Consider the following 24,306-nt stretch of genomic DNA (forward strand, 5'->3'; position numbering starts at 1 on the left):
CCACTGTCAATTGTCAATTCTCCTTCGACATGCTCTGCCGGCAAGGACGTATGCACCCGGAAGTAGCTCTCTTTGCCAATCGTACTTTCTACGAAGGACGTCTGCTCCCTGTAGGACTCCCTCACCAACAGGAAAATTCACCAGCCATTACCCGCCTTGCTTTTTATCCCTCTGAGCCGGAGCCTGCTGGTGCTTCAGCCAAAATAAATCATTCCGAGGCACGTATTGCAGCCCGTTTGGCTCTGACAATCTATCAAAGAGAAGGAACAGAAAACTTTAATACGACACGTACTTTGGGGATTATCACCCCCTATCGTAGTCAGATAGCGCTTATCAAACAAGAAATAGCCCGGCTGAACATCCCTGCGCTCAATGAAATATTGATTGATACCGTAGAACGGTTTCAGGGAAGTGAACGGGATATTATTATTTATTCATTCTGCGTTAACTACCCTTATCAGCTCAGATTCCTCTCAAATCTGACAGAAGATAATGGAATATTAATAGACCGTAAACTGAACGTAGCCATGACCCGTGCCCGAAAACAAATGTTTATCACCGGAGTTCCTAATCTACTGAAACTAAACCCGATCTACCTAAGCTTAATAAAACTGGCAAATGAACAAGTTTGTTTTAAATAACGTTTGCAATCATTAGCCTTTATTTTTTCTTTATGCGGTTTATTAACACCTAAATAGCGAACAAACCGCTATATTTGCGCTACGTTTTTTTCATAGAGATTTAGATTTAAGGTTAGAAGAATTGCGGAAGTCGTGAGACTTCCCTTTTTTTCGCTTTAACGTTTACTGCCACCAAGAATTCAATCTATATTGAATTCGCTTCAATCTAGGCAAGTAAACAAGAAAAGCCCCTTCGAGAGAAGAGGCTTTTTATGCTTCCTGCAGAGAGAAGTATGCCAGATGGCATTTATCATCCATTCGGATAGGCTATTCTACCGGTATACATATTTCCGTCAATAACTCTTCCGGAGGAGTCGATTCCGGACTATTCAGATAGGATTCATACCCACGTGAATTGCTGACTGTATAGCCACCCTGTGGTATCCAATGCCCATAAATGGTGTCATACACAGCACCCAAATTAGCATAAGGCCCTTTGTAGCGAAATACCAGGTACTTCCCTCCCGAAATCTCTTTCACGCCGATCTCTCCTTTGGGCTGCACAGGTGAGGGTACAGTAAAACAGACATCCGTCCGTAGATTCTTCGGCTCGGTCACCTTCGGATCATCATGGTAGATACAAATATATTCCATATAGCGGGTATCTATTTTCTCTTCACTCACATAAGCATATAGTTTCTTCCATGCTTCGCAATATGCCAAAGCCATATACGCTCCTGTCAATCGGACATAAATTACCTGTTTCGGTTGCTGTTCGCGTACCTCCATTGTCACATCCAGTGCCAGGTTTATTTCTAATGGTTTCATAATAACGTGGTCTTTATTGTTTCTATACTCATTGGGTGAAATACCATAGAACTGCTTAAAGATTTTCGACAACGAAGAAGGAGAACCATAACCTATCTGATAAGCAATATCACTCACAGACATTGTACTGTAACGTAGTAACCGGGCTGCAGTCTCGATCCTTGTGCGTACAATAAATGCTCCTAACGGTTCATGCAAAAACGCTTTCATAATACGGTGGAAATGATAGGGTGAGAAATGGGAAATTTCGGCCAGTTTTTCCAGGTCAATCTCTTCACCCAAATGATTGTTAATGTACTCCACCACAATGTTGACACATCTGTGATACTCTTCGGTTGTTGATGTTCTTTGCTCCATATTCTTTGATTATTTCACACTGCAAAGATAGACGTACTTATCAAAGGAATCTTTTCCAATCTTGCTAATTTAGAAGATTATTATGTACTTTTGCCATAAACATACAAAAAAGATGAAAGATATAGAGATTATAGCATTCGACGCTGACGACACACTATGGAGCAACGAACCTTTCTTCCAGGAGATTGAACGGAAATTTGCCAATTTATTAAGTATATACAAAGACACAAAAGAAATTTCTGCCGAACTATTCAAAACAGAAATGAATAACCTGGAAAGTTATGGCTATGGAGCAAAAGGATTTACGCTGTCGATGATAGAAACTGCCCTACGTATCAGTAATCACAAAGTATCAGCCGAAATAATAAACGAGATCCTGTCTTTGGGCAAGTCGCTGCTCAATATGCCGATAGAATTATTGCCAGGAGTAGAAGAAACCCTCCGAACATTAAAACAAAGCAATCGCTACCGGTTAATAGTAGCTACCAAAGGAGACCTGCTCGACCAGCAACGGAAACTGCAACGTTCAGGGCTGGCTTCTTATTTCGATTATGTAGAAATCATGTCGGACAAAACTGAAAAAGAATATACTAAGTTAATAAATACACTGCAAGTAACCCCCGAAAAATTCATGATGATAGGTAACTCCCTAAAATCAGATATCCACCCGGTATTAGCCATTGGCGGATACGCGGTGCATGTACCGTTTGAGGTGATGTGGCAACACGAAGTTGTAGAAAACTTCGAGCATCCCAGACTCCGAAAGGTAAAAAGGATGGGGGAGATAGTGAACAGTGATTAGTAATTAGTGATTAGTGAGCAGTGATTAGTGATTAGTGATTAGTGAGCTGCGCTATGATCCGCATGGCACTAATCACTAATCACTGCTCACTAATCACTCTTTTTGTCCTTAATCATCAAGATACTCATTTCATAAAGCAGATAGAGAGGAATAGCCACAACGCTTAATGTAAACGGATCACCTGTAGGAGTAATGATGGCAGCAGCTATTACAATCACAACAATTGCATGCCGACGATATTTCCGGAGAAATGTTTTATTGACAAGCCCCAACAGTGATAGCAACCATGTGACCAAAGGCAATTCAAATGCCAGTCCCATACAGAGTACCAGCATCATAAAATTGTCTATATAAGAATTTAATGAGATTACATTTTCGATCTCCGCACTAAGCTGATAGGTAGAAAGAAAACGAAGTGTAAGCGGATAAACCATAAAGTATCCCAGCAATACACCTAGAAAAAACATAACTGTACCTATACTAAGCGCTTTCCTCACTCCACGCCTCTCTTTGGGATAAAGCGCCGGATTGATAAAACGCCATATTTCAAAGAAGATATAGGGCATAGCAGTCACTACCGACATCCAGAAGGCGGTAGACATATGTATAAAGAAAGGAGCTGCCAAATTGATATTTACCAGCTTTACTTGAAATTCCTGCGTAAAAAAGTCATCCGTCAGGTCAAACTTCTCGCCAATATACCTCAACAGATCATAGAACACGAAGTCATTGTGGCAAGGAGCCAGCACTACGCTGTCAAACAAATAAGGCATAGCGATGAAATATCCCACCGCCAACACAAACCAGACTCCAATGACACGAAACAACACCCGGCGCAGTTCATCCAGATGGTCCCAGAAAGTCATTTCAGCCATGGTTATTTCTTATCCTTGTCCGTTGTTTTAGCCGGTTCGTCAATCTCGTCCTTCGCTTTATTGATTTCATCTTTCGCTTCATTCACACCGTCTTTGAAGCTTTTCACACCTTTGCCAAGGCCACGCATCAGCTCAGGTATCTTCTTTCCACCAAAAAGTAACAGAATTACGAGTGCAATAATAATCCATTCGGAACCACTGGGCAGGAAGCCTAATAATAACAAGTTTATCATAAGATATATAGTATATATAAGTTTTTCGGGACAAATATAGTGATTTCACCACAGAGGACAAAACCTTTAACTCCTTTATGGAGTTAAAGAAAAGGAAGAAGGGAAAAGAGTGGAGAGGGGAAAAGTGCCATGTGGCATAATAGCGCAGCCTCTTTCCTTCTCCCCTCTCCATTCTCCATTCTCTTATTCCTGATAATACACCCTCTTCACCCGCGTAGAGATGCTTGTGAGGATTTCATAAGGAATAGTATCCAATGTATCCGAAAGCACAGTTATAGGCAGTTCATCACCAAAGATAATGGCTGCATCCCCCTCCTGGCAATCGATACCGGTTACATCAATCATACAGACATCCATGCAAATATTACCTACATAAGGAGCTTTCTTCCCATTCACCATACAATAAGCATGTCCACACCCTAAATGACGGTTCAACCCGTCTGCATAACCGATTGGAATAGCAGCAATACGCGAAGCCCGGGTCAGATGTCCTTTCCGGCTATATCCCACCGTATCTTCTGCAGGCACATCCCGTATCTGCAGAATAGTAGTTTTAAGCGTACTGACATTATTTATAATAGAGTTATCAATCGGGCTGACTCCATAAAGTCCTATACCCAACCGAACCATATCAAATTGTGCATCAGGAAAACGTTCTATTCCTGCCGTATTGCAGATATGTCTCAGGATTTTATGCGGAAAAGCAGCCTGCAGCTCTTTGGAAGCCCGTTCGAATATCTCAATCTGCCCACGTGTAAAAACATCGAACTGAGGAGAATCACTCCCTACAAAATGGGAGAATACCGAACGCGGAATCAGCGCATTCTGATTCTTCAACCGACGTATCAGCACAGGCACTTCTTCTTCGGAGAAACCCAAACGATGCATGCCCGTATCAAGTTTGATATGTACCGGGAAGTTTGTAATGCCTTCTTTCTCCGCCGCTTTTACCAGCGCATCGAGCAAGTGGAAGTTATAAACTTCGGGCTCGAGCTTGTAATCAAACATTGTCTTGAATGCAGTCAATTCCGGATCCATAATCATAATAGAAGAAGTAATACCCGCTTTACGCAGTTCCGCTCCTTCATCGGCCACGGCCACGGCCAAGTAATCCACCTGGTGTTCCTGCAATGTTTTGGCTATCTCATAAGAACCGGCTCCATAGGCCGAAGCCTTAACCATACATACCATTTTCGTTGCAGGCTGAAGCATAGAGCGATAATGGTTCAGATTGGCTACCATGGCTCCTAAATTTACCTCCAGTATTGTTTCGTGTACTTTCAGCTCCAACCTGTCAGAAACAAGATCAAAATTGAATGTACGTGAACCTTTAATCAGTATCACCTCATCATGCAGATTCTGAAACACATCCGACTCCATCAACTCTTCCGTAGTATGGAAGAAATACTTCTCTATCTCAAAACGGGCAGCACTGGAAAATATCTCCGGTCCCACGCCTATTATTTTGTCAATGCCACGGCTTTGTACCAATTGAGCTACTTTGCGATAGAGAGTAGTGGTACTTTGTCCGGTCTCTAATATATCCGACAAGATGAGCGTACGTTTCATCCCTTTTCCTTTTACTTCAGAACGCCTTACTAAGAAGTCAAGAGCAATATCAAGTGATGCCAGATCAGAATTATAACTATCATTGATAAGTACACATCCATGTTTCCCCTCTTTCACTTCAAGACGCATAGCCACAGGTTCGAGCCGCACCATTCGTTCTGTGATCTGATCGGCAGGCATCATCAGATAAAGGCAGGCAGCAAGGCAATTCAGTGAGTTTTCAATAGAAGCATCATCTATAAAGGGGATACAGAAAGTATTATCCATCTCCAGATAACGATAAGAAATAACTGTATGATCTTCCTTTTTCAGTATCCTGCTTATATACAAAGGACGTTCTGCATCCCGGCAGCTCCATGCTATCTCACGGGCAGTGAGCATTGACTTGCTCACACAATTGCTTATCAGCTCATTGTCGGCATTGTAAATTACGACATCACAATTTTTAAAAAGGCTCAGTTTTTCCATACACTTCTCCTGCAAAGAAAAGAAGTTCTCCTGATGTGCCCCGCCAATATTGGTCAGGATGCCAATAGTTGGCTTTATCATATTCTGTAAAGCACGCATCTCTCCCATCTCAGAGATACCAGCCTCAAAAATTGCCAATTCAGCTTCTTCATTCATCTGCCATACGGAGAGAGGAACGCCAATCTGAGAATTATAACTACGAGGCGAACGTACAATCACCCGATCCGGACTCAACAATTGATGCAACCACTCCTTTACAATCGTTTTTCCATTACTTCCGGTAATACCGATAACCGGTATCTGAAACCGTTCACGATGTAGTTCCGCCAGCTTCTGAAGAGCCTTCAGAGGATTACTGACGATTAGAAAATTGACAGCTGACAGTTGACAATTGACAGTTGCTGCGTTGCCCGCATGCTGCATAGCAATTGTCAATTGTCCATTGTCAACTGTCAATTCATTAAACTCTTCCTGAGTAACAACAAAATTTCGTACACCACGTTCATAAAGATCAGGAATATAGCGTGCTCCTTTATTTCGTTTGGTAGTCAGGGCAAAAAAAAGAGTTTCTTCGGGGAAGCTGAGAGAGCGACTGTCAGTCAACAGCCAGTCAATAGTTGCTTCAAGAGTACCCACCCTGCGGGCACCTATACATTCGGTTATAGTTTCAATCGTATACAACATAATAATTATTCAATTTAATAATGTGCTAATATGACAATGGCCAATTGGCTGCGCTATATTTTCCGAAGACATGCCGAATGGTACATTGGCATATTGGCACATTGTCATATTAGCACATTATTCCTACATTATTCAAACTCTAAGTACGGGTATTTTCGGTTAAGTCGTTCTATTTTTAACACAATTTGTCCTAAAAATCTTTTATGTTCCTCTGAGCCCGGATGAAGGGGGCGGTGTGCCTGCGCTTTGCGGATACTTTCACATTCTTCCATAATCTTTTTTGTTTCGTCAGAGAAGAAAGCTTCGGAAAAACGCTCCCACAAATAACGGATAGCCACGGGAGACGGATGCAACATGTCATCGGCATAAAAGCGATAGTCGCGAAGCTCGTCAAGTACAATCTCATAAGAAGGAAAATAGAAAACGAACTCAGGGAAAAGAGTTTGTAGTTGTTCGGTAGCCAGCAACAGGGTGGCTTTACTAATCTGATTGGCATGCATACCATCCCGTATATGCCGGATGGGACTAACAGTAAGAAGTACCTTCAAGCCGGGATTCTGTTCCCGAAGTTCACGAAGCAAGCATGTATATTCATTCACGATCTCTTCAACTGTAAGCTTTCGGCGTACAAATAACTTTTCCGGCTGTTTATGGCAGTTTGATACAATGCGCTTATCTTCTCCCTGTTCATACACCCAGGCTGTTCCCCAGGTGAGCAGCAGCCAATCGACATTCTTTATTCGGGCATGAGCCTGTTGCAAGCGCGTATTGATATTCTGTAATACATCATTCGGCGATGCCGCCGAAAATGCTCCGTGATGCATCGCACTATGCCAGCAGTCGCGAAAGAAAAATAAATCGGAAGTCGCATATGTTTTTCCCGAAAGTATTTGTCTTAATGCCTCCGAGACAGATAATGGGTTATATAGTATCCCAAAAGGGTTGATATCACAACGAAAGAAATTATCTTTCAGCAAATTGCCGATATTCTCTGCAAAACAGGACCCTAACAGTAATAATTGCCGGGCATGAGTGATAGGTGGCAATCCTTTGGGTAATTCAACGAGGGTGGTAAAGTTCATAATAATATGCCAATTGAATAATATGCTAATGTGCCAATTGGCTGCGCTGTATTTTACGAAACCACACCAAATGATAATTGGCACATTATTAATACGGCGAAAATATAGAAAAACTCCGAAACAGAGAAGAGGCAAATAAGTTTTTTAGCCGATAAGGTGCAGTATTTCTTCAAAACCAACATTTATATAATCGTACGTACACCTTAATTTATTGAAATAATAATCTAATTTTTTATCCAAATGAAAATCGTAAATAACTCGAAAAGCATAAGAGTAAACCATCTCCTGAGAGTAACCAATTATAGCAAAACTGTTATTGCCGCTCTGACATTGACATTCGGTATAACAACATTTACTGCCTGCAGTAACGACGGAGATACGCCCGAGGTGATATCCGTAAAGGATGTAGAAGGTAACTATGTGGGTAAAGCAAGCATTACATTCATTGAATCGAGCACTTCGCCAACCCCAATTCCCCAAATAGAAGTGGAGGCCACGCTCAAAGAAGATACAATCTACTTCGGAAAATTCCCGACTGATGTCTTGATAACCAGCATTGTGGGAGAAGAGAAAGCACCCGATATCATTGAACTCGCAGGTGATATCAGCTATAAAGTAGGCTACAAACCGGCATTCAATGAAGGTTACACGCAAATATTGCAGACTTTAGATCCTAAACCTCTGATATTTACAATCGAAATTCCTTCTGAAGAAGAAGGCCAACCGGATGTTATGGAAATAGAAGCAACGATTTCTGCTACGGACAAAGGAGTATTCACCTATCAGGGCAAGACACTGAAATTCAAATTGATAGTTGAAAATGCTAAACTCAATGGAGAACCTTGCGAGGGTATCTCAGTGGAAGATATAGTATTCGAAATGAATAAGAAATAGGATTCTTCGTCAATTTAATTAAAAACAGAACCTTAATGGACTGATGAGCCGACCTTGTTAACCCTAAATGTAATGTCAGGATGGAATTAATAAATGTTTCAAAAAAATGCAGTTATACTGTCTTTTTATTCTTATATAACTGATTTTCATGACACCTTTATTCTAATTATTGCTATAACTGGAGAATAAACTGCATAACAATATTAATTATTATGCGTGTTCCGTTGTATAATCTTTCTCTTTTGGATAGTTATGCACATTTAATCGGCATGTTATCCTGATTTTCCCGGTATGATAAGTTCGGTTTCTCTACGAGGAACAATCCGAACCTCGTAGAGAAACGCCCCGAGACTCTACGAGAAAAAAATAAAACCGTCTTAAATAACGTTTTCCGACGCTAACTGACGAGTAAATTCGCTCCAATCTAAACTATTAAAAGTATAATCAAAAAATTCATAAAGCTATATTATGTAATGAATATCCCAAGAAATAAGATATTTTCATCATGTAATCCTCCGTAAACCGTACAATGGGAATAATCAAAGCCGGAAATGACGAAGATTTTTATCACTTGTGAGAAACCGTCCCTTAATTAGAGGATTACAGAGAATCAGAAATATCACTTTGTCAAATTGTAAATAGGCATGCACTGTATTTTTCCAACATTCAGAACCATACAAAAATAAATCTTTCAACTAAATTGCCAAAGAACCACAAATAGCATAGAAAAAGGATTGCCGAAAAGTAAAGTCCCCGCCCCTACCAGATAGAGGTCAATAAATAATTCAACTCATATTCTTTTATACCTCTTTCAATAACATGACTGGTATCATACCAAAGTATTCTGTTCTGATCGGAACGAAGGGGTATGTAAAAATCCCGTTTGGAATCTTGTATAAAAGAGCACGCTAAGCCTGTTTCGTTTTTCATGTCATTTTATTGTTTCTATTTGTAAAAGAGCTGTATTACAAGAGTATATTTGCAGAAATCTCCGGCACGTATTTACAATAATTTATACAAAAATACATCATTTCTGCTTTTTCCAATTAAAAAAGAACGTCTTTCCTTTTCTTTTCGTATTTTTGCATATCAATTCAGTCAGAACATGAAAAATGAACCCACATATAACTTGCTAAACGCCCTGAATACTCCCGAAGATTTGCGACGGCTCACGCCTGAACAATTGCCTGAGGTATGTGACGAACTAAGGCAAGACATTATCAAAGAAGTTTCCTGCAACCCGGGCCATTTTGCCGCCAGCCTGGGAGTGGTGGAGCTCACGGTGGCTCTGCATTATGTATTCAATACACCTTATGACCGCATCGTTTGGGATGTGGGGCATCAGGCTTACGGACACAAAATTCTCACCGGACGCCGCGACACCTTCTCCACCAACCGGAAACTGGGAGGCATCCGTCCCTTCCCATCGCCCGAAGAGAGCGAATATGATACGTTTACTTGTGGGCATGCCTCAAACTCCATTTCGGCTGCGTTGGGTATGGCAGTGGCAGCCATGAAAAAAGGAGAACTGGGCCGCCACGTAGTAGCTGTCATCGGCGATGGTTCAATGAGTGGCGGACTGGCTTTTGAAGGGCTCAACAATGCATCGGCTACCCCAAACAACCTGCTTATCATACTGAATGATAACGACATGGCTATTGACCGTAGCGTAGGTGGAATGAAACAATACCTGTTCAACCTGACCACCTCCAACCGCTACAATCAATTACGGTTCAAAATCTCACGCCTGCTTTTCAAAATAGGACTGCTGAACGAAGATCGTCGGAAAGCACTCATCCGCCTGGGAAATAGCCTAAAATCACTTGTTGCCCAGCAACAAAATATTTTTGAAGGGATGAATATCCGTTATTTCGGTCCGGTGGACGGACATGATGTGAAAAATATTGCCCGCATCCTACGAGATATCAAAGATATGCAAGGACCTAAAGTACTCCACCTGCACACCCTGAAAGGGAAAGGATTCGAACCGGCAGAAAAGCATCCGGGTATCTGGCATGCACCCGGTAAGTTTAATCCGAAAACAGGAGAACGCCTGGTTGCCGACACAAACGGATTACCGCCACTCTTCCAGGATGTCTTCGGACATACCCTGATTGAGCTAGCACAGCAAAATCCACGCATCGTAGGAGTTACTCCTGCCATGCCTACAGGATGTTCCATGAACTACATGATGGAGCAGATGCCGGACCGTGCATTCGATGTCGGTATAGCCGAAGGACATGCCGTGACCTTCTCCGGCGGAATGGCAAAGGACGGCATGCTGCCTTTCTGTAATATCTACTCCTCTTTTATGCAACGGGCTTATGACAATGTAATTCATGATGTAGCTATTCAGAAACTGCCGGTGGTGCTGTGTCTCGACCGCGCCGGTCTGGTAGGCGAAGACGGCCCAACGCATCACGGTATGTTCGATCTGGCGTATATGCGTCCGATACCCAACCTGACTGTAGCGTCGCCCATGAACGAACACGAATTACGCAGACTGATGTATACCGCCCAACTGCCCAATAAAGGCCCATTCGTGATACGATATCCACGCGGACGAGGAGTATTGGTAGACTGGAAATGTCCATTGGAGGAAATTCCTGTAGGACGTGGAAGGAAACTGAAAGAAGGAAACGACTTGGCTGTCATCACCATTGGCCCCATAGGCAACACAGCCGCCAAAGCCATAGCGCGGGTAGAGAAAGAACAACCCGGAAGAAGCATCGCTCACTATGACCTGCGTTTTCTTAAGCCACTGGATGAAGAGCTACTTCATGAAATAGGGAAACAATTCAGACACATCGTGACCATAGAAGACGGAATCAGAGCCGGAGGTATGGGCAGTGCGGTGTTGGAGTTTATGGCAGATCACGAATACACTCCCGAAATACGACGCATAGGTATACAAGATCATTTCGTAGAACATGGAACAGTTGCACAGTTGTATGCACTCTGCGGATTGGATGAAGAAGGAATAGTGAAGGAGTTAGAGAAGGGAGAAGTAGAAAAAATGAAAAAGTGGGAGAAAGATGACAAAGAAAGAAGCTATCAAGCTGTTTGAAGAGAAAAAGGTACGTGCCATGATGGAATATAAAGTAAGTGCTGGAAATAAATTAAAACGCAGATTAACGCAAATTTTCGCAGACGGTAAGGCTACGCTATATTTGAGAAAAGATATTCTTTGCGTTAATCTGAGTTAATCTGAGTTTCAAGACTTGTTTAATACTTAGAACAAAAAAACAGCAATAAGTAGAAATGAAAATAATCATAGCCGGTGCCGGTAATGTAGGCACACACCTCGCCAAATTATTATCCCGCGAGAAGCAGGATATCATATTGATGGACGACGACGAAGAGAAACTCAGCGCGTTGAGTAATAACTTTGACCTCATGACTGTCACCGCCTCCCCTTCTTCCATCTCGGGACTGAAAGAGGTAGGAGTAAAGGAAGCCGATCTGTTTGTAGCTGTCACCCCGGACGAGAGCCGGAACATGACAGCCTGTATGCTGGCTCATAACCTGGGAGCGCTGAAAACAGTAGCCCGCATTGATAACTACGAATACTTGTTGCCCAAAAACAAAGAGTTTTTCAAGAAACTGGGCGTAGACTCATTGATTTACCCCGAAATGCTGGCAGCCAAAGAAATAGTATCATCTATGAGAATGAGCTGGGTGCGCCAGTGGTGGGAGTTCTGTGGCGGAGCGCTCATCTTGATCGGTGCCAAGATGCGTGAAAAGGCCGAAATTCTGAATATACCGCTTCATCAGTTGGGTGGCCCCACAATTCCTTATCACGTGGTTGCCATCAAACGAGGTACGGATACAATCATCCCCCGGGGAGATGATGTTATTAAACTGAATGACATCGTCTATTTCACTACTACCCGTAAATACATTCCCTACATACGTAAGATAGCGGGTAAGGAAGATTACGCCGATGTGCGTAATGTAATGATTATGGGTGGAAGCCGTATTGCCGTACGTACAGCCCAATATGTGCCGGATTACATGCAAGTGAAAATCGTAGATAATGATATCAGTCGTTGTAACCGACTCACAGAATTGCTGGACGACCGTACCATGATTATCAACGGAGACGGACGCGACATGGATCTGCTTATCGAAGAAGGATTAAAAAACACAGAGGCTTTCGTAGCACTGACCGGAAATTCGGAAACGAATATTCTGGCTTGTCTGGCAGCTAAACGTATGGGTGTTGACAAAACAGTAGCAGAGGTAGAGAACATCGACTATATCGGTATGGCAGAGAGCCTGGATATCGGTACAGTCATCAATAAAAAGATGATTGCCGCCAGCCATATCTATCAAATGATGCTGGACGCAGATGTCAGTAATGTAAAATGCCTTACATTTGCCAACGCAGATGTAGCTGAATTTACAGTTAAAGCTGGTTCTAAAATAACCAAACATCTCATCAAAGATTTAGGATTGCCCAAAGGAACCACCATTGGAGGTATGATCCGTAACGGGGAAGGTATATTAGTGACCGGTGACACACAAGTAAATGCAGGAGATCACGTAGTGGTGTTCTGCTTGAGTATGATGATAAAGAAAATCGAGAAATACTTTAATTAATGGACAGTTGACAATTGACAATTGACAGTTACTATGCAGGATGATAACGCAGTAAACTATTAATTGTCAACTGTCAATTGTCAACTGTCAACTAAAGAAATGATTAATTCAAAAATGATATATCGCATCATAGGGTTTCTGTTATTAATAGAGACTGCTATGTTGTTGTGCTGCGGAGGAGTGTCATTGCTCTATCGGGAAGACGATCTGCCAAGCTTCCTGCAATCGGCAGGTATTACGGCATGTGTAGGATTTCTGTTGCTTCTTATCGGACGGGGAGCAGAAAAACGTCTGGGACGTCGTGACGGATATGTCATTGTCAGTGTAGCCTGGGTAGCTTTTTCACTTTTCGGCATGTTGCCATTTTATCTGAGTAGCTATATACCCTCTGTTACAAATGCTTTCTTTGAAACGATGTCCGGTTTCAGCAGCACAGGAGCAACCATACTGAATGACATCGAGCGCCTGCCACACGGACTTCTTTTCTGGCGTAGCATGACGCAGTGGATCGGAGGATTGGGAATCGTATTTTTTACAATCGCCGTACTTCCCATTTTCGGAGTAGGCGGTATTCAGGTATTTGCAGCCGAAGCCAGTGGCCCCACACACGATAAGGTACATCCGCGTATTGGTATCACAGCCAAATGGATCTGGAGTATTTATGCCGGACTGACAGGGGCACTTATCATTTTGCTGATGCTGGGAGGTATGGATGTGTTCGACAGTATTTGCCATGCATTTGCTACTACGGGAACAGGCGGTTTCTCCACCAAACAAGCCAGCATTGAATATTATCATTCTCCTTATATAGAATATGTAATCTCTATATTCATGTTTGTATCGGGGATAAACTTCACCTTATTATTATTGTTTGTCAACGGTAAATTCAGGAAGTTTATTCATGATGCCGAATTAAAATGGTATCTCTGGTCGGTCATAGGCTTTACCGCTTTCATCGCAATAGTACTTTATTATAATAGTTCAATGGGAGTTGAAGAGGCTTTTCGTAAGTCGCTTTTTCAGGTAGCCTCCCTGCACACTTCTACCGGCTTTGCAACAGCAGACTATATGACATGGCCTTCTGTGCTGTGGGGCACACTAACCGTTATTATGATTATAGGAGCTTGCGCAGGAAGTACTACAGGAGGAATGAAATGTATCCGTTTATTGATATTGGCTAAGATATCCAGAAATGAATTCAAACATATTACACATCCCAATGCAGTGCTTCCGGTGCGTGTAAACAAACAAGTGATATCACCTTCCATACGCTCCACGGTACTGGCATTTTCTTTCTTGTATGCAGTGCTGATTGTTGTCGGCACTCTGGCAATGATGGGCATGGGAGTAGGTTTATTAGAGTCATTGGGATGTACTATATCGAGTCTGGGAAACATGGGGCCGGGCCTCGGTCTGTGTGGCCCTGCTTATTCGTGGAATGAACTGCCCGACATGGGAAAATGGTTAATGTCATTCTTTATGTTACTTGGACGACTCGAATTGTTCACCGTATTATTATTGTTTAGTTCGGATTTCTGGAAAAAGAATTAGAACCTGTTCATATCAGTGAACCAACGTCGCGCTATGTTCTCATGGTACACGAATAAAACGGATAACAACAGAACTTTTTATTTATTGGTTATCAAAGAGAAAGAATATCTTATCTGTTATCATCCATTTATTCATCTTATCCGTGTGCCATAGAAATTTGTAGTGAGTTAAAAAAACCTTTTTTGTCATGCGGAGATTGCAAAAAGAATGAATTTAAATCCTATATTTGCAGCCGTTTAAGGAAGAAACATGAAACAAAGCTTAAAATATGGTATATTTTTAATATTTGCTTTGCTACTCCATTCAGCTATGATGGATGTAACAAAGGAGATTGCTATACCTGATATTCACAGCTACGAAGAATGTTCCATTTCACAGGCCCGTCCCGTGCGAAATGCTATTGAAAAAATTTATCATTTCTATTCTGTACTTTCCTGCGAAATGGGTTATAGCGACCTTTCACACGTGCCTACCGATAAAAATTTTATCAGGCTGACTGTACGCCAGTGTGAATACAAAGGTCTTATTCCTCCCGATTGTATCTATTCATCGCATCAATATACGCACAATCCTGCAGACCCGATAGTGTTCTACATATACGGGCAGAGGAAAATCTTAATTTAGTTTTACCTCCGGATTACACAGGTACGCAATGTCATTGTGCAATGTATTCTATTTCACTTATCTGTGTCAGTCTGCGTAATCTACGGTGAATTTCACCTTCCGTTTAGTTTCAGAAAAACGTTTCTCAATCTAAATATATACTTGGATTATGAATTTTACATTGTTAGTTGTTGTTTTGCTAACGGCAATTGCATTTGTCGGCGTGGTTATAGCTCTATCAAGAGCCATATCTCCACGGTCATATAATGCACAAAAGTTCGAAGCTTATGAATGTGGTATTCCTACACGTGGAAAATCATGGATGCAATTCCGTGTGGGTTACTACCTGTTTGCTATCCTGTTTCTGATGTTCGACGTAGAAACAGTATTCCTCTTTCCATGGGCTGTAGTAGTACGCGACATGGGCGTACAGGCACTCGTAAGCGTCATCTTCTTTTTAGTAATATTAGTGCTGGGACTTGCTTATGCCTGGCGGAAAGGAGCTTTGGAATGGAAATAACCAAAAAACCAAAAATAAAATCTATCCCGTATGAGGAATTTATCGACAACGAATCGTTGGAGAAGCTGGTTCAGGAACTCAATGCAGGCGGAGCAAACGTCTTCGTGGGAGTGTTGGACGACCTCATCAACTGGGGACGCAGCAACTCGCTGTGGCCACTTACTTTCGCAACCAGTTGTTGTGGTATCGAATTCATGGCACTGGGTGCCGCGCGTTATGACATGGCCCGTTTCGGGTTTGAAGTAGCCCGTGCCAGTCCGCGTCAGGCAGATATGATCATGGTATGTGGTACTATCACAAACAAAATGGCACCGGTACTGAAACGTCTGTACGATCAGATGGCAGATCCGAAATACGTGATTGCCGTAGGTGGATGTGCCGTTAGCGGCGGACCATTTAAGAAGTCTTATCATGTACTGAACGGAGTTGACAAAATCTTACCGGTAGATGTGTATATTCCCGGATGTCCGCCCCGCCCTGAAGCTTTTTATTATGGCATGATGCAGTTGCAGCGCAAGGTGAAGATTGAAAAATTCTTCGGCGGAACAAATAGAAAGGAAAAGAGAAACAGTGAGTAGTGGTTAATGATTAGTGATTAGTACCATGCGGCGTATATTCATTCACTAATCACTACTCACTTATCATTAATCACTTATCACTAATCACTAATATAGTATGCAAGAAATTAAATATATTGAACCCGCAGCGTTGCGTAAAGAAATGACACGCTTGCGAAACGAACGGAAAATGGATTTCCTCGAGAGCCTCACCGGTATGGACTGGGGAGAGCCTAATGAAGGTGATGCATCGGACGCAATCCGTGGATTGGGAGTGGTCTACCATCTGGAATCTACAACAACCGGAGAACGCATCACTATAAAAACATCTACTCTCAACCGGGAAAATCCGGAAATTCCTTCTGTATGTGATCTTTGGAAAGCAGCAGAGATGAATGAACGTGAGGTGTACGATTTCTTTGGTATTGTCTTTTCAGGTCATCCAGACATGAGACGTCTTTTCCTGCGTAATGACTGGATAGGCTATCCGTTACGCAAGGATAATGATCCGGAAAAGGACAATCCGCTCTGCATGACAAACGAGGACACCATTGATACTACAACAGAAATAGAACTAAACCCGGACGGAACGATTAAAAACAAAGAAACCATTCTCTTTGGAGACGAAGAGTATGTAGTAAACATCGGCCCACAGCACCCGGCAACACATGGTGTACTCCGTTTTCGCGTATCACTGGAAGGTGAAATTATCCACAAGATAGATGCCAACTGTGGTTACATCCACCGGGGTATCGAAAAAATGAACGAAAGCCTCACCTATCCGCAGACACTGGCGTTAACGGATCGTCTCGACTATTTAGGAGCACATCAGAACCGACATGCCCTGTGTATGTGTATTGAGAAGGCAATGGGGATCGAAGTAAGTGATCGTGTGAAATACATCCGCACCATTATGGACGAATTGCAACGCATTGACTCTCACTTGTTGTTTTACGCCTGCCTATGTATGGACCTGGGGGCACTGACTGCTTTCTTCTACGGTTTTCGCGACAGAGAAAAGATACTGGATATTTTTGAGGAGACCTGTGGCGGCCGACTAATTATGAACTACAACACCATTGGTGGTGTACAGGCCGATCTGCATCCGAATTTCGTAAAACGGGTAAAAGAATTCATTCCTTATATGAGAGGGATCATTCACGAATATCATGACGTATTTACAGGCAATATAATCGCTCAAAGCCGCTTGAAAGGTGTAGGTGTATTGAGTCGCGAAGATGCAATTTCATTTGGTGCTACCGGTGGTACGGGACGTGCCAGCGGATGGGCTTGTGATGTTCGTAAACGTATCCCTTACGGAGTATATGACAAAGTAGATTTCAAAGAAATTGTCTATACGGAAGGCGATTCTTTTGCCCGCTACATGGTACGTATGGATGAGATCATGGAAAGTCTTAACATCATAGAGCAATTGATTGACAACATCCCCGAAGGTCCTTTCCAGGAGAAGATGAAACCAATCATCCGTGTCCCCGAAGGTTCATACTATGCTGCTGTAGAGGGGAGCCGTGGTGAGTTCGGTGTTTATCTTGAAAGCCGGGGAGACAAAACTCCTTACCGTCTGCACTATCGCTCAACAGGATTGCCATTGGTAAGTGTAGTCGATACCATCTGCCGTGGAGCAAAGATAGCCGACCTGATTGCTATCGGAGGAACATTGGATTATGTGGTACCGGATATTGACAGATAAAGAAATTTACGATTGGACGATTTACAATTTACGATTTGGCTGTGCAAAAACGGGAAGAGTAAATGGTAAATGGAAAAATCGTAAACAAAGAGTGTTTTAAATCGTAAATCGTAAATCGTCAAATTGTAACTATAAATATGTTTGACTTTAGTATTGTAACAAACTGGATACACCAAATGCTGACTTCTGTCATGTCGGAAGGGTGGGCTGTATTCATCGAATGTGTGGCAATAGGGGTATGCATCATACTGATGTATGCGGTATTGGCCATTGTACTTATATATATGGAACGCAAGGTGTGCGGATTCTTCCAATGCCGTCTTGGTCCGATGCGTGTAGGTCCCTGGGGCTCTATACAAGTAATATGCGACGTGTTGAAAATGCTCACCAAAGAAATTTTCAATCCGAAAGGAGCAGACCAGTTTCTCTATAATCTGGCTCCGTTCATGGTGATTATCGCCTCTTTCCTCACCTTTGCATGTTTACCTATCAATAAAGGTATGGAGGTACTCAACTTTAATGTGGGCGTATTCTTCCTGTTGGCAGCTTCAAGTGTAGGCGTGGTAGGTATCCTGCTTGCCGGATGGGGCTCCAACAATAAATTCTCTCTTATCGGAGCAATGCGTAGCGGTGCACAAATCATCAGTTACGAACTCTCCGTAGGATTGAGCATCCTGACAATGGTAGTACTGATGGGTACAATGCAATTCTCTGAAATAGTAGAAAGCCAGGCCAATGGCTGGTTCATTTTCAAAGGACACATTCCGGCAGTAATTGCATTTATCATCTATCTGATTGCCGGTAATGCCGAATGTAACCGTGGTCCATTTGACCTTCCCGAAGCGGAAAGTGAATTGACGGCTGGTTATCATACAGAATATTCGGGTATGCACTTCGGATTCTTCTATCTGGCAGAATACCTGAATCTCTTTATCGTATCGGCTGTAGCTGCTACTATCTTCCTCGGAGGATGGATGCCGTTGCACATTTCAGGACTGGACGGATTTAATGCAGTAATGGATTATATACCGGGATTTATCTGGTTTTTCGCAAAGGCATTCTTTGTAGTATTCCTACTGATGTGGGTGAAATGGACTTTCCCGCGTCTGCGTATCGACCAGATTCTGGCATTGGAATGGAAATACCTGGTACCTATCTCATTATTGAACCTGCTACTAATGGTATTAATCGTAGTCTTTGGCCTCCACTTCTAGTGCTTCCCGCACGGGGAGGTGCGCCAAGCGATAAGAGCAATAAGTTAAATAAGAACTATAGAAGAATGAAAAAAGAAGAATATACATATTTAGGAGGTCTGTTTAATGGTATCGGCACGCTGCTGACCGGTATGAAGACCACTATGAAGGTGTACTTCCGCAAGAAGATTACAGAGCAATATCCGGAAAACCGGAAGGAGCTGAAGATGTTCGACCGTTTTCGCGGCACACTGAATATGCCACATAACGAAAACAATGAACATCATTGTATAGCCTGCGGATTGTGTCAGAACGCCTGCCCGAACGATACGATAAGTATCACTACCGAAACAATCGAAACAGCAGAGGGCAAAAAGAAAAAAATACTTGCCAAATACGAATACGACCTCGGTGCATGCATGTTTTGCCAGCTTTGTGTAAACGCTTGTCCACATGATGCTATTACGTTCGACCAGAACTTTGAACATGCCGTATTTGATCGTTCGAAGCTTGTCCTACAGCTAAATCACGAAGGCAGTAAAGTAATAAGTAAATAACGATTAACGTTTAGTAATTAGTGATTAGCAAGTTGCGGTATCTTCTCACTTCCTTATTAATCACTTATCACTGAACACTAAACACTAAATTCATGGAATTTACACTTGAAACAGTAGTATTCTACTTTCTGGCCGTATTCATCTCAGTGATGTGTATCATGACGGTGACAACACAACGCATCGTGCGTTCGGCCACTTACCTGCTTTTCGTACTATTTGGTACGGCAGGTATCTATTTTCTGCTGGGATACACATTCCTGGCTTCGGTGCAGATAATGGTTTATGCCGGCGGTATTGTGGTACTCTATGTATTCTCCATCCTGCTAACCAGTGGAGAAGGCGACCGTGCCGAAAAGCTGAAACGAAGTAAACTCGTAGCCGGATTGGGGACAACAGTAGTAGGAGCAATCATTGTGCTGTTTATTACACTTAGCCACCGCTTTGTATCTGTAGGCAATCCTGAACCTGTAGAGATAACAATCAAAACAATAGGACATGCATTGCTATCAGGAGACAAGTACGGATATATTCTACCATTCGAAGCAGTCAGTATCCTATTATTGGCCTGCATCGTGGGTGGATTGTTAATTGCACGTAAAAGATAAAAAGATTGACGATTGGACGATTGACGATTAGACAATTGAAGTAAGCCCTTCATAGCCTCGTAAATCAGAGGTAGTTTCAATCGTAAATAGTAAATCGTAAATCAAAGTAATCTCAATCGTAAATAGTAAATCGTAAAATCGTAAATAGATATGATGATACACATGGAATATTATCTGGTGGTTTCAACCATCATGATGTTTGCAGGAATTTACGGATTCTTTACACGCCGCAACACGTTGGCTATACTGATATCCGTAGAACTAATGCTGAATGCAACAGATATCAACTTCGCTGTATTCAACCGTTTCCTTTTTCCGGATGGTCTGGAAGGATATTTCTTCGCACTGTTCTCTATTGCTATCTCAGCCGCAGAAACAGCAGTCGCTATCGCGATCATGATCAATATCTACCGTAATATCCGAAGTATCCAGGTGAAGAAACTGGATGATATGAAATGGTAAGAGGGAGAACTTTTAATTTTTAATCTTCAATTTTTAATTTAATCAAATGGAATATACAATATTAATACTTCTCCTGCCTTTCCTCTCTTTCCTGTTATTAGGAATCGGAGGTAAATGGATGACACATCGCACAGCGGGTATCATTGGCACTACTGTGCTGGGAGTGGTAGCTGTGCTGTCATACGTCACTGCAGTGCAATACTTCTCGGCTCCACGCCTGGAAGATGGTACGTTTGCTACATGGATACCTTATAACGTTGAATGGCTTCCTTTCACAGAAACACTGACATTCAATCTGGGAATTTTGCTCGATCCTATTTCAGTAATGATGCTCATTGTCATCTCTACTGTATCACTGATGGTACACATCTACTCCTTCGGCTACATGAAAGGAGAAAAAGGATTCCAGCGTTATTATGCCTTTCTGAGCCTGTTTACCATGTCAATGCTGGGTCTGGTAGTAGCTACCAACATTTTCCAGATGTATCTGTTCTGGGAGCTGGTAGGTGTTTCTTCTTATCTGCTCATAGGTTTCTACTATACCAAACCAGCAGCTATTGCAGCAAGTAAAAAAGCATTTATCGTTACCCGCTTTGCCGATCTGGGCTTCCTGATTGGTATCCTTATCTACGGATATTATGGAGGTACATTCGGTTTCACTCCCGACACGGTTTCACTGATCAGCGGAGGAGCTTCCATGCTGCCTTTAGCACTGGGACTGATGTTTGTGGGTGGTGCCGGTAAGAGTGCCATGTTCCCGTTACATATCTGGTTGCCGGATGCGATGGAAGGCCCAACACCTGTATCCGCCCTGATTCACGCTGCAACCATGGTGGTAGCCGGAGTATATCTGGTGGCACGTATGTTCCCATTATTCATTGCCTATGCACCGGATGTATTGCACTGGATAGCTTACGTAGGTGCATTCACTGCATTTTATGCAGCGAGCGTAGCTTGTGTGCAGAGCGACATCAAGCGCGTACTTGCTTTTTCTACTATCTCACAGATAGGATTTATGATTGTTGCCCTCGGAGTTTGTACTTCTGCCGATCCGCATCATGGAGGGCTGGGTTACATGGCTTCTATGTTCCACCTGTTCACACATGCTATGTTTAAAGCATTGCTGTTCCTCGGTGCAGGTAGCATTATCCATGCGGTACATTCCAACGAAATGTCGGCTATGGGCGGATTGCGCAAATATATGCCTGTGACGCATATCACATTCCTGATTGCATGTCTGGCCATTGCCGGTATCCCTCCTTTCTCCGGTTTCTTCTCTAAAGATGAGATTCTGGCAGCCTGCTTCGCTTTCAGCCCGGTTATGGGTTGGATTATGACTGTGATTGCGGCAATGACAGCGTTTTACATGTTCCGCCTTTACTACGGTATTTTCTGGGGCGGCGAGGCGCCGAACCGGGTTTCGTCAAGCGATGATAGCCACCACACTCCACATGGAACCGGAGGAGTTCACCCTCATGAGAGTCCGTTGGCTATGACTATCCCTTTGATATTCCTGGCACTTGTCACCTGTGGAGCAGGATTCATTCCTTTCGGACATTTTATCTCGTCCAACGGGGAATCCTATACCATCCATCTGGATTGGACGGTGGCAGGAACAAGTATTGTTGTTGCCCTTTTGTCTATCGCACTTGCCACATTTATGTACAAAGGCAAGAGCCAGCCGCTTGCCGACAGTTTACAACACCGCTTTTCCGGTCTGTGGACAGCTGCTTATCATCGCTTCTACATTGATGATGTGTATCAGTTCGTCACTCACCGGATTATTTTCCGTTGCATCAGCAAACCCATTGCCTGGTTTGACCGTCATGTGATAGATGGTACATTCAATTTCATCGCCTGGGCTGCCAATGCAGCAAGTGATTCGATCCGTGGCTTACAAAGTGGTCAGGTACAACAGTATGCTTACGTATTCCTTTGTGGAGCACTTGCACTTATCCTGTTGCTTATTCTCTGAGAGTAATTTCAATCGTAAATAGTAAATCGTTAAATTGTAAATATAAAGATGAATTTCTTATCAATTTTCGTACTAATTCCCCTTCTGATGCTGTTTGCTCTCTGGCTCAGCCGTAGCATCGCGCAGATACGCACGGTAATGGTAGTCGGCTCTTCGGCACTGTTGATTTCGGCCATTGCGTTAACAGTAGGGTATTTGCAGGCACGCGCCGGTGGAGATACCTCCGAGATGCTTTTCCGGGCCGACACAGTCTGGTATGCGCCCCTTCACATAGCTTATTCCGTGGGTGTCGATGGTATCTCCGTAGCTATGTTGCTACTTTCGGCTGTCATCGTATTTACCGGTACATTCGCCTCCTGGCGTTTGCAGCCACTTACCAAAGAATACTTTCTGTGGTTCACCTTGTTGTCTATGGGTGTATTCGGGTTCTTTATCTCAATAGACCTGTTCACAATGTTCATGTTCTATGAAATAGCACTTATTCCGATGTACCTGCTTATTGGTGTATGGGGATCGGGACGCAAAGAATATGCAGCCATGAAGCTGACGCTGATGCTGATGGGCGGTTCTGCCTTTCTGTTGATAGGTATTTTAGGCATCTTCTTCGGATCAGGTGGAACAACAATGAATATCCTTGAGATAGCACAGTTACACAATATCCCCTTCTCACAACAATGTATCTGGTTCCCGCTTACGTTCCTCGGATTTGGTGTACTGGGAGCTCTTTTCCCGTTCCATACATGGAGTCCCGACGGTCATGCTTCGGCACCGACAGCTGTATCTATGCTCCACGCTGGAGTTTTGATGAAACTGGGAGGTTACGGTTGTTTCCGTATTGCCATGTATCTGATGCCGGAAGCTGCCAACGAACTAAGCTGGATATTCCTGATTCTGACGGGTATCTCTGTTGTGTATGGTGCATTCTCAGCTTGTGTTCAGACAGACCTGAAATACATCAATGCCTACTCTTCCGTAAGCCACTGCGGCCTGGTGCTTTTCGCTATCCTGATGATGAATCAGACAGCCTGCACAGGTGCTGTACTCCAGATGCTTTCACACGGATTGATGACAGCCCTGTTCTTTGCTCTTATCGGTATGATTTACGGACGTACCCACACACGTGACGTCCGCGAGTTGAGCGGGTTAATGAAAGTAATGCCGTTTCTTTCGGTATGTTATGTTATTGCCGGTCTTGCCAATCTGGGACTCCCGGGGCTAAGTGGCTTCGTGGCCGAGATGACTATCTTTGTTGGCTCTTTCCAAAATGCCGGTGTATTCTATCGCACCATGACAATCATTGCTTGTACAAGTATTGTTATCACGGCAGTATACATTCTGCGTCTCGTAGGTAAAATACTCTACGGAACCTGTACCAACAAACATCATCTGGCGTTGACAGATGCTACCTGGGATGAACGCTTCGCAGTGATCTGCCTCATCATTAGTGTAGCAGGTCTGGGATTGGCTCCGTTCTGGATAAGTGATATGATATCCGGCAGTGTTCTGCCTGTAGTATCCAACTTAATCCCGTGATCTCTCTTTAATTTTTAATTATTAA

Annotated in this window: 22 protein-coding genes and 1 pseudogene; 17 read left to right on the plus strand and 6 right to left on the minus strand. The window is 43.0% G+C overall.

The annotated features are described in order from the left end of the window. Window positions 1-20 precede the first annotated feature (20 nt). Window positions 21-641, plus strand: a pseudogene (locus VCM39_RS17895) (DEAD/DEAH box helicase); the annotation flags it as partial. Between the two features lie 306 nt (window positions 642-947). On the opposite strand, the gene VCM39_RS17900 reads toward VCM39_RS17895, so the two are convergent. Beyond that, complete coding sequence (locus tag VCM39_RS17900) at window positions 948-1,805, minus strand: AraC family transcriptional regulator (RefSeq protein WP_221649245.1); 858 nt, start codon at window positions 1,803-1,805, stop codon at window positions 948-950. A gap of 112 nt (window positions 1,806-1,917) precedes the next feature. Between VCM39_RS17900 and VCM39_RS17905 the strand changes: the two genes are divergently transcribed. Further along, window positions 1,918-2,607, plus strand: coding sequence for an HAD family hydrolase (locus tag VCM39_RS17905; RefSeq protein WP_322932811.1), 690 nt, complete (start codon window positions 1,918-1,920; stop codon window positions 2,605-2,607). An 89-nt stretch (window positions 2,608-2,696) separates the two neighbouring features. Here the strand turns inward: VCM39_RS17905 and tatC are convergent, their stop codons facing one another. The 4 genes from tatC to VCM39_RS17925 all read right to left on the minus strand — a co-directional run bounded on the left by tatC (window position 2,697) and on the right by VCM39_RS17925 (window position 7,518). After that, complete coding sequence (gene tatC / locus VCM39_RS17910) at window positions 2,697-3,482, minus strand: twin-arginine translocase subunit TatC (RefSeq protein WP_195349371.1); 786 nt, start codon at window positions 3,480-3,482, stop codon at window positions 2,697-2,699. Between the two features lie 2 nt (window positions 3,483-3,484). Further along, the gene (locus VCM39_RS17915) at window positions 3,485-3,715 is read right to left on the minus strand and encodes a twin-arginine translocase TatA/TatE family subunit (protein WP_002559342.1); all 231 of its coding nucleotides are present in this window, start codon (window positions 3,713-3,715) and stop codon (window positions 3,485-3,487) included. Window positions 3,716-3,898: 183 nt separating this feature from the next. Beyond that, window positions 3,899-6,436, minus strand: coding sequence for a bifunctional UDP-N-acetylmuramoyl-tripeptide:D-alanyl-D-alanine ligase/alanine racemase (locus tag VCM39_RS17920; protein ID WP_322932812.1), 2,538 nt, complete (start codon window positions 6,434-6,436; stop codon window positions 3,899-3,901). A gap of 128 nt (window positions 6,437-6,564) precedes the next feature. Further along, window positions 6,565-7,518, minus strand: a complete 954-nt coding sequence (locus VCM39_RS17925; RefSeq protein ID WP_221649242.1) for a GSCFA domain-containing protein — start codon at window positions 7,516-7,518, stop codon at window positions 6,565-6,567. 240 nt (window positions 7,519-7,758) lie between these two features. Between VCM39_RS17925 and VCM39_RS17930 the strand changes: the two genes are divergently transcribed. Further along, complete coding sequence (locus VCM39_RS17930) at window positions 7,759-8,412, plus strand: DUF4840 domain-containing protein (RefSeq protein WP_289290936.1); 654 nt, start codon at window positions 7,759-7,761, stop codon at window positions 8,410-8,412. Between the two features lie 759 nt (window positions 8,413-9,171). Here the strand turns inward: VCM39_RS17930 and VCM39_RS17935 are convergent. Next, window positions 9,172-9,342 (minus strand): hypothetical protein, encoded by a 171-nt coding sequence (locus tag VCM39_RS17935; RefSeq protein ID WP_289290935.1) that lies wholly within the window; start codon window positions 9,340-9,342, stop codon window positions 9,172-9,174. Window positions 9,343-9,517: 175 nt separating this feature from the next. On the opposite strand from VCM39_RS17935, the gene dxs reads away from it, so the two are divergent. The 14 genes from dxs to VCM39_RS18005 all read left to right on the plus strand — a co-directional run bounded on the left by dxs (window position 9,518) and on the right by VCM39_RS18005 (window position 24,281). Then, window positions 9,518-11,479 (plus strand): 1-deoxy-D-xylulose-5-phosphate synthase, encoded by a 1,962-nt coding sequence (dxs, locus tag VCM39_RS17940; protein WP_221649240.1) that lies wholly within the window; start codon window positions 9,518-9,520, stop codon window positions 11,477-11,479. Further along, on the plus strand, window positions 11,448-11,618 hold the full coding sequence (locus VCM39_RS17945; RefSeq protein ID WP_221649239.1) for a hypothetical protein: 171 nt from the start codon (window positions 11,448-11,450) through the stop codon (window positions 11,616-11,618). The genes dxs and VCM39_RS17945 overlap by 32 nt, the downstream gene beginning before the upstream one ends. A 55-nt stretch (window positions 11,619-11,673) precedes the next feature. After that, a complete protein-coding gene (trkA, locus tag VCM39_RS17950; RefSeq protein WP_221649238.1) occupies window positions 11,674-13,014 on the plus strand; it encodes a Trk system potassium transporter TrkA in 1,341 nt (446 codons plus the stop codon). A gap of 99 nt (window positions 13,015-13,113) precedes the next feature. Next, complete coding sequence (locus VCM39_RS17955; RefSeq protein ID WP_289290931.1) at window positions 13,114-14,565, plus strand: TrkH family potassium uptake protein; 1,452 nt, start codon at window positions 13,114-13,116, stop codon at window positions 14,563-14,565. A gap of 249 nt (window positions 14,566-14,814) precedes the next feature. Then, window positions 14,815-15,189, plus strand: a complete 375-nt coding sequence (locus VCM39_RS17960; protein ID WP_289290930.1) for a hypothetical protein — start codon at window positions 14,815-14,817, stop codon at window positions 15,187-15,189. Window positions 15,190-15,337: 148 nt separating this feature from the next. After that, window positions 15,338-15,688, plus strand: coding sequence for an NADH-quinone oxidoreductase subunit A (locus VCM39_RS17965; RefSeq protein ID WP_221649235.1), 351 nt, complete (start codon window positions 15,338-15,340; stop codon window positions 15,686-15,688). Then, window positions 15,679-16,266, plus strand: coding sequence for an NADH-quinone oxidoreductase subunit B (locus tag VCM39_RS17970; RefSeq protein WP_002559332.1), 588 nt, complete (start codon window positions 15,679-15,681; stop codon window positions 16,264-16,266). The genes VCM39_RS17965 and VCM39_RS17970 overlap by 10 nt, the downstream gene beginning before the upstream one ends. Before the next feature lie 97 nt (window positions 16,267-16,363). Continuing rightward, window positions 16,364-17,956 (plus strand): NADH-quinone oxidoreductase subunit D, encoded by a 1,593-nt coding sequence (locus VCM39_RS17975; RefSeq protein WP_221649234.1) that lies wholly within the window; start codon window positions 16,364-16,366, stop codon window positions 17,954-17,956. 137 nt (window positions 17,957-18,093) lie between these two features. Then, the gene (nuoH, locus tag VCM39_RS17980) at window positions 18,094-19,170 is read left to right on the plus strand and encodes an NADH-quinone oxidoreductase subunit NuoH (RefSeq protein ID WP_002559330.1); all 1,077 of its coding nucleotides are present in this window, start codon (window positions 18,094-18,096) and stop codon (window positions 19,168-19,170) included. 65 nt (window positions 19,171-19,235) lie between these two features. After that, entirely contained in the window at window positions 19,236-19,706 is a 471-nt protein-coding gene (locus VCM39_RS17985; protein WP_002559329.1) for a 4Fe-4S binding protein, read from the plus strand. 92 nt (window positions 19,707-19,798) lie between these two features. Beyond that, window positions 19,799-20,311, plus strand: a complete 513-nt coding sequence (locus tag VCM39_RS17990; RefSeq protein ID WP_221649233.1) for an NADH-quinone oxidoreductase subunit J — start codon at window positions 19,799-19,801, stop codon at window positions 20,309-20,311. A gap of 153 nt (window positions 20,312-20,464) precedes the next feature. Beyond that, on the plus strand, window positions 20,465-20,773 hold the full coding sequence (gene nuoK / locus VCM39_RS17995; protein WP_025818955.1) for an NADH-quinone oxidoreductase subunit NuoK: 309 nt from the start codon (window positions 20,465-20,467) through the stop codon (window positions 20,771-20,773). A gap of 46 nt (window positions 20,774-20,819) precedes the next feature. After that, window positions 20,820-22,748, plus strand: coding sequence for an NADH-quinone oxidoreductase subunit L (nuoL, locus tag VCM39_RS18000; RefSeq protein WP_289290921.1), 1,929 nt, complete (start codon window positions 20,820-20,822; stop codon window positions 22,746-22,748). Between the two features lie 48 nt (window positions 22,749-22,796). Beyond that, window positions 22,797-24,281: a complex I subunit 4 family protein gene (locus VCM39_RS18005; RefSeq protein WP_289290920.1), complete on the plus strand. Its 1,485-nt coding sequence runs from the start codon at window positions 22,797-22,799 to the stop codon at window positions 24,279-24,281. Window positions 24,282-24,306 lie beyond the last annotated feature (25 nt).

The organism is Bacteroides mucinivorans (genome assembly GCF_034654355.2).
Taxonomy (GTDB): domain Bacteria; phylum Bacteroidota; class Bacteroidia; order Bacteroidales; family Bacteroidaceae; genus Bacteroides; species Bacteroides nordii.

What these genes read in the sequence shown, in the direction of transcription:
- VCM39_RS17900 (WP_221649245.1), bottom strand. Translation starts at nt 1,805, where the DNA reads ATGGAGCAAAGAACATCAACAACCGAAGAGTATCACAGATGTGTCAAC.
- VCM39_RS17905 (WP_322932811.1), top strand. Translation starts at nt 1,918, where the DNA reads ATGAAAGATATAGAGATTATAGCATTCGACGCTGACGACACACTATGG.
- tatC (WP_195349371.1), bottom strand. Translation starts at nt 3,482, where the DNA reads ATGGCTGAAATGACTTTCTGGGACCATCTGGATGAACTGCGCCGGGTG.
- VCM39_RS17915 (WP_002559342.1), bottom strand. Translation starts at nt 3,715, where the DNA reads ATGATAAACTTGTTATTATTAGGCTTCCTGCCCAGTGGTTCCGAATGG.
- VCM39_RS17920 (WP_322932812.1), bottom strand. Translation starts at nt 6,436, where the DNA reads ATGTTGTATACGATTGAAACTATAACCGAATGTATAGGTGCCCGCAGG.
- VCM39_RS17925 (WP_221649242.1), bottom strand. Translation starts at nt 7,518, where the DNA reads ATGAACTTTACCACCCTCGTTGAATTACCCAAAGGATTGCCACCTATC.
- VCM39_RS17930 (WP_289290936.1), top strand. Translation starts at nt 7,759, where the DNA reads ATGAAAATCGTAAATAACTCGAAAAGCATAAGAGTAAACCATCTCCTG.
- VCM39_RS17935 (WP_289290935.1), bottom strand. Translation starts at nt 9,342, where the DNA reads ATGAAAAACGAAACAGGCTTAGCGTGCTCTTTTATACAAGATTCCAAA.
- dxs (WP_221649240.1), top strand. Translation starts at nt 9,518, where the DNA reads ATGAAAAATGAACCCACATATAACTTGCTAAACGCCCTGAATACTCCC.
- VCM39_RS17945 (WP_221649239.1), top strand. Translation starts at nt 11,448, where the DNA reads ATGACAAAGAAAGAAGCTATCAAGCTGTTTGAAGAGAAAAAGGTACGT.
- trkA (WP_221649238.1), top strand. Translation starts at nt 11,674, where the DNA reads ATGAAAATAATCATAGCCGGTGCCGGTAATGTAGGCACACACCTCGCC.
- VCM39_RS17955 (WP_289290931.1), top strand. Translation starts at nt 13,114, where the DNA reads ATGATTAATTCAAAAATGATATATCGCATCATAGGGTTTCTGTTATTA.
- VCM39_RS17960 (WP_289290930.1), top strand. Translation starts at nt 14,815, where the DNA reads ATGAAACAAAGCTTAAAATATGGTATATTTTTAATATTTGCTTTGCTA.
- VCM39_RS17965 (WP_221649235.1), top strand. Translation starts at nt 15,338, where the DNA reads ATGAATTTTACATTGTTAGTTGTTGTTTTGCTAACGGCAATTGCATTT.
- VCM39_RS17970 (WP_002559332.1), top strand. Translation starts at nt 15,679, where the DNA reads ATGGAAATAACCAAAAAACCAAAAATAAAATCTATCCCGTATGAGGAA.
- VCM39_RS17975 (WP_221649234.1), top strand. Translation starts at nt 16,364, where the DNA reads ATGCAAGAAATTAAATATATTGAACCCGCAGCGTTGCGTAAAGAAATG.
- nuoH (WP_002559330.1), top strand. Translation starts at nt 18,094, where the DNA reads ATGTTTGACTTTAGTATTGTAACAAACTGGATACACCAAATGCTGACT.
- VCM39_RS17985 (WP_002559329.1), top strand. Translation starts at nt 19,236, where the DNA reads ATGAAAAAAGAAGAATATACATATTTAGGAGGTCTGTTTAATGGTATC.
- VCM39_RS17990 (WP_221649233.1), top strand. Translation starts at nt 19,799, where the DNA reads ATGGAATTTACACTTGAAACAGTAGTATTCTACTTTCTGGCCGTATTC.
- nuoK (WP_025818955.1), top strand. Translation starts at nt 20,465, where the DNA reads ATGATACACATGGAATATTATCTGGTGGTTTCAACCATCATGATGTTT.
- nuoL (WP_289290921.1), top strand. Translation starts at nt 20,820, where the DNA reads ATGGAATATACAATATTAATACTTCTCCTGCCTTTCCTCTCTTTCCTG.
- VCM39_RS18005 (WP_289290920.1), top strand. Translation starts at nt 22,797, where the DNA reads ATGAATTTCTTATCAATTTTCGTACTAATTCCCCTTCTGATGCTGTTT.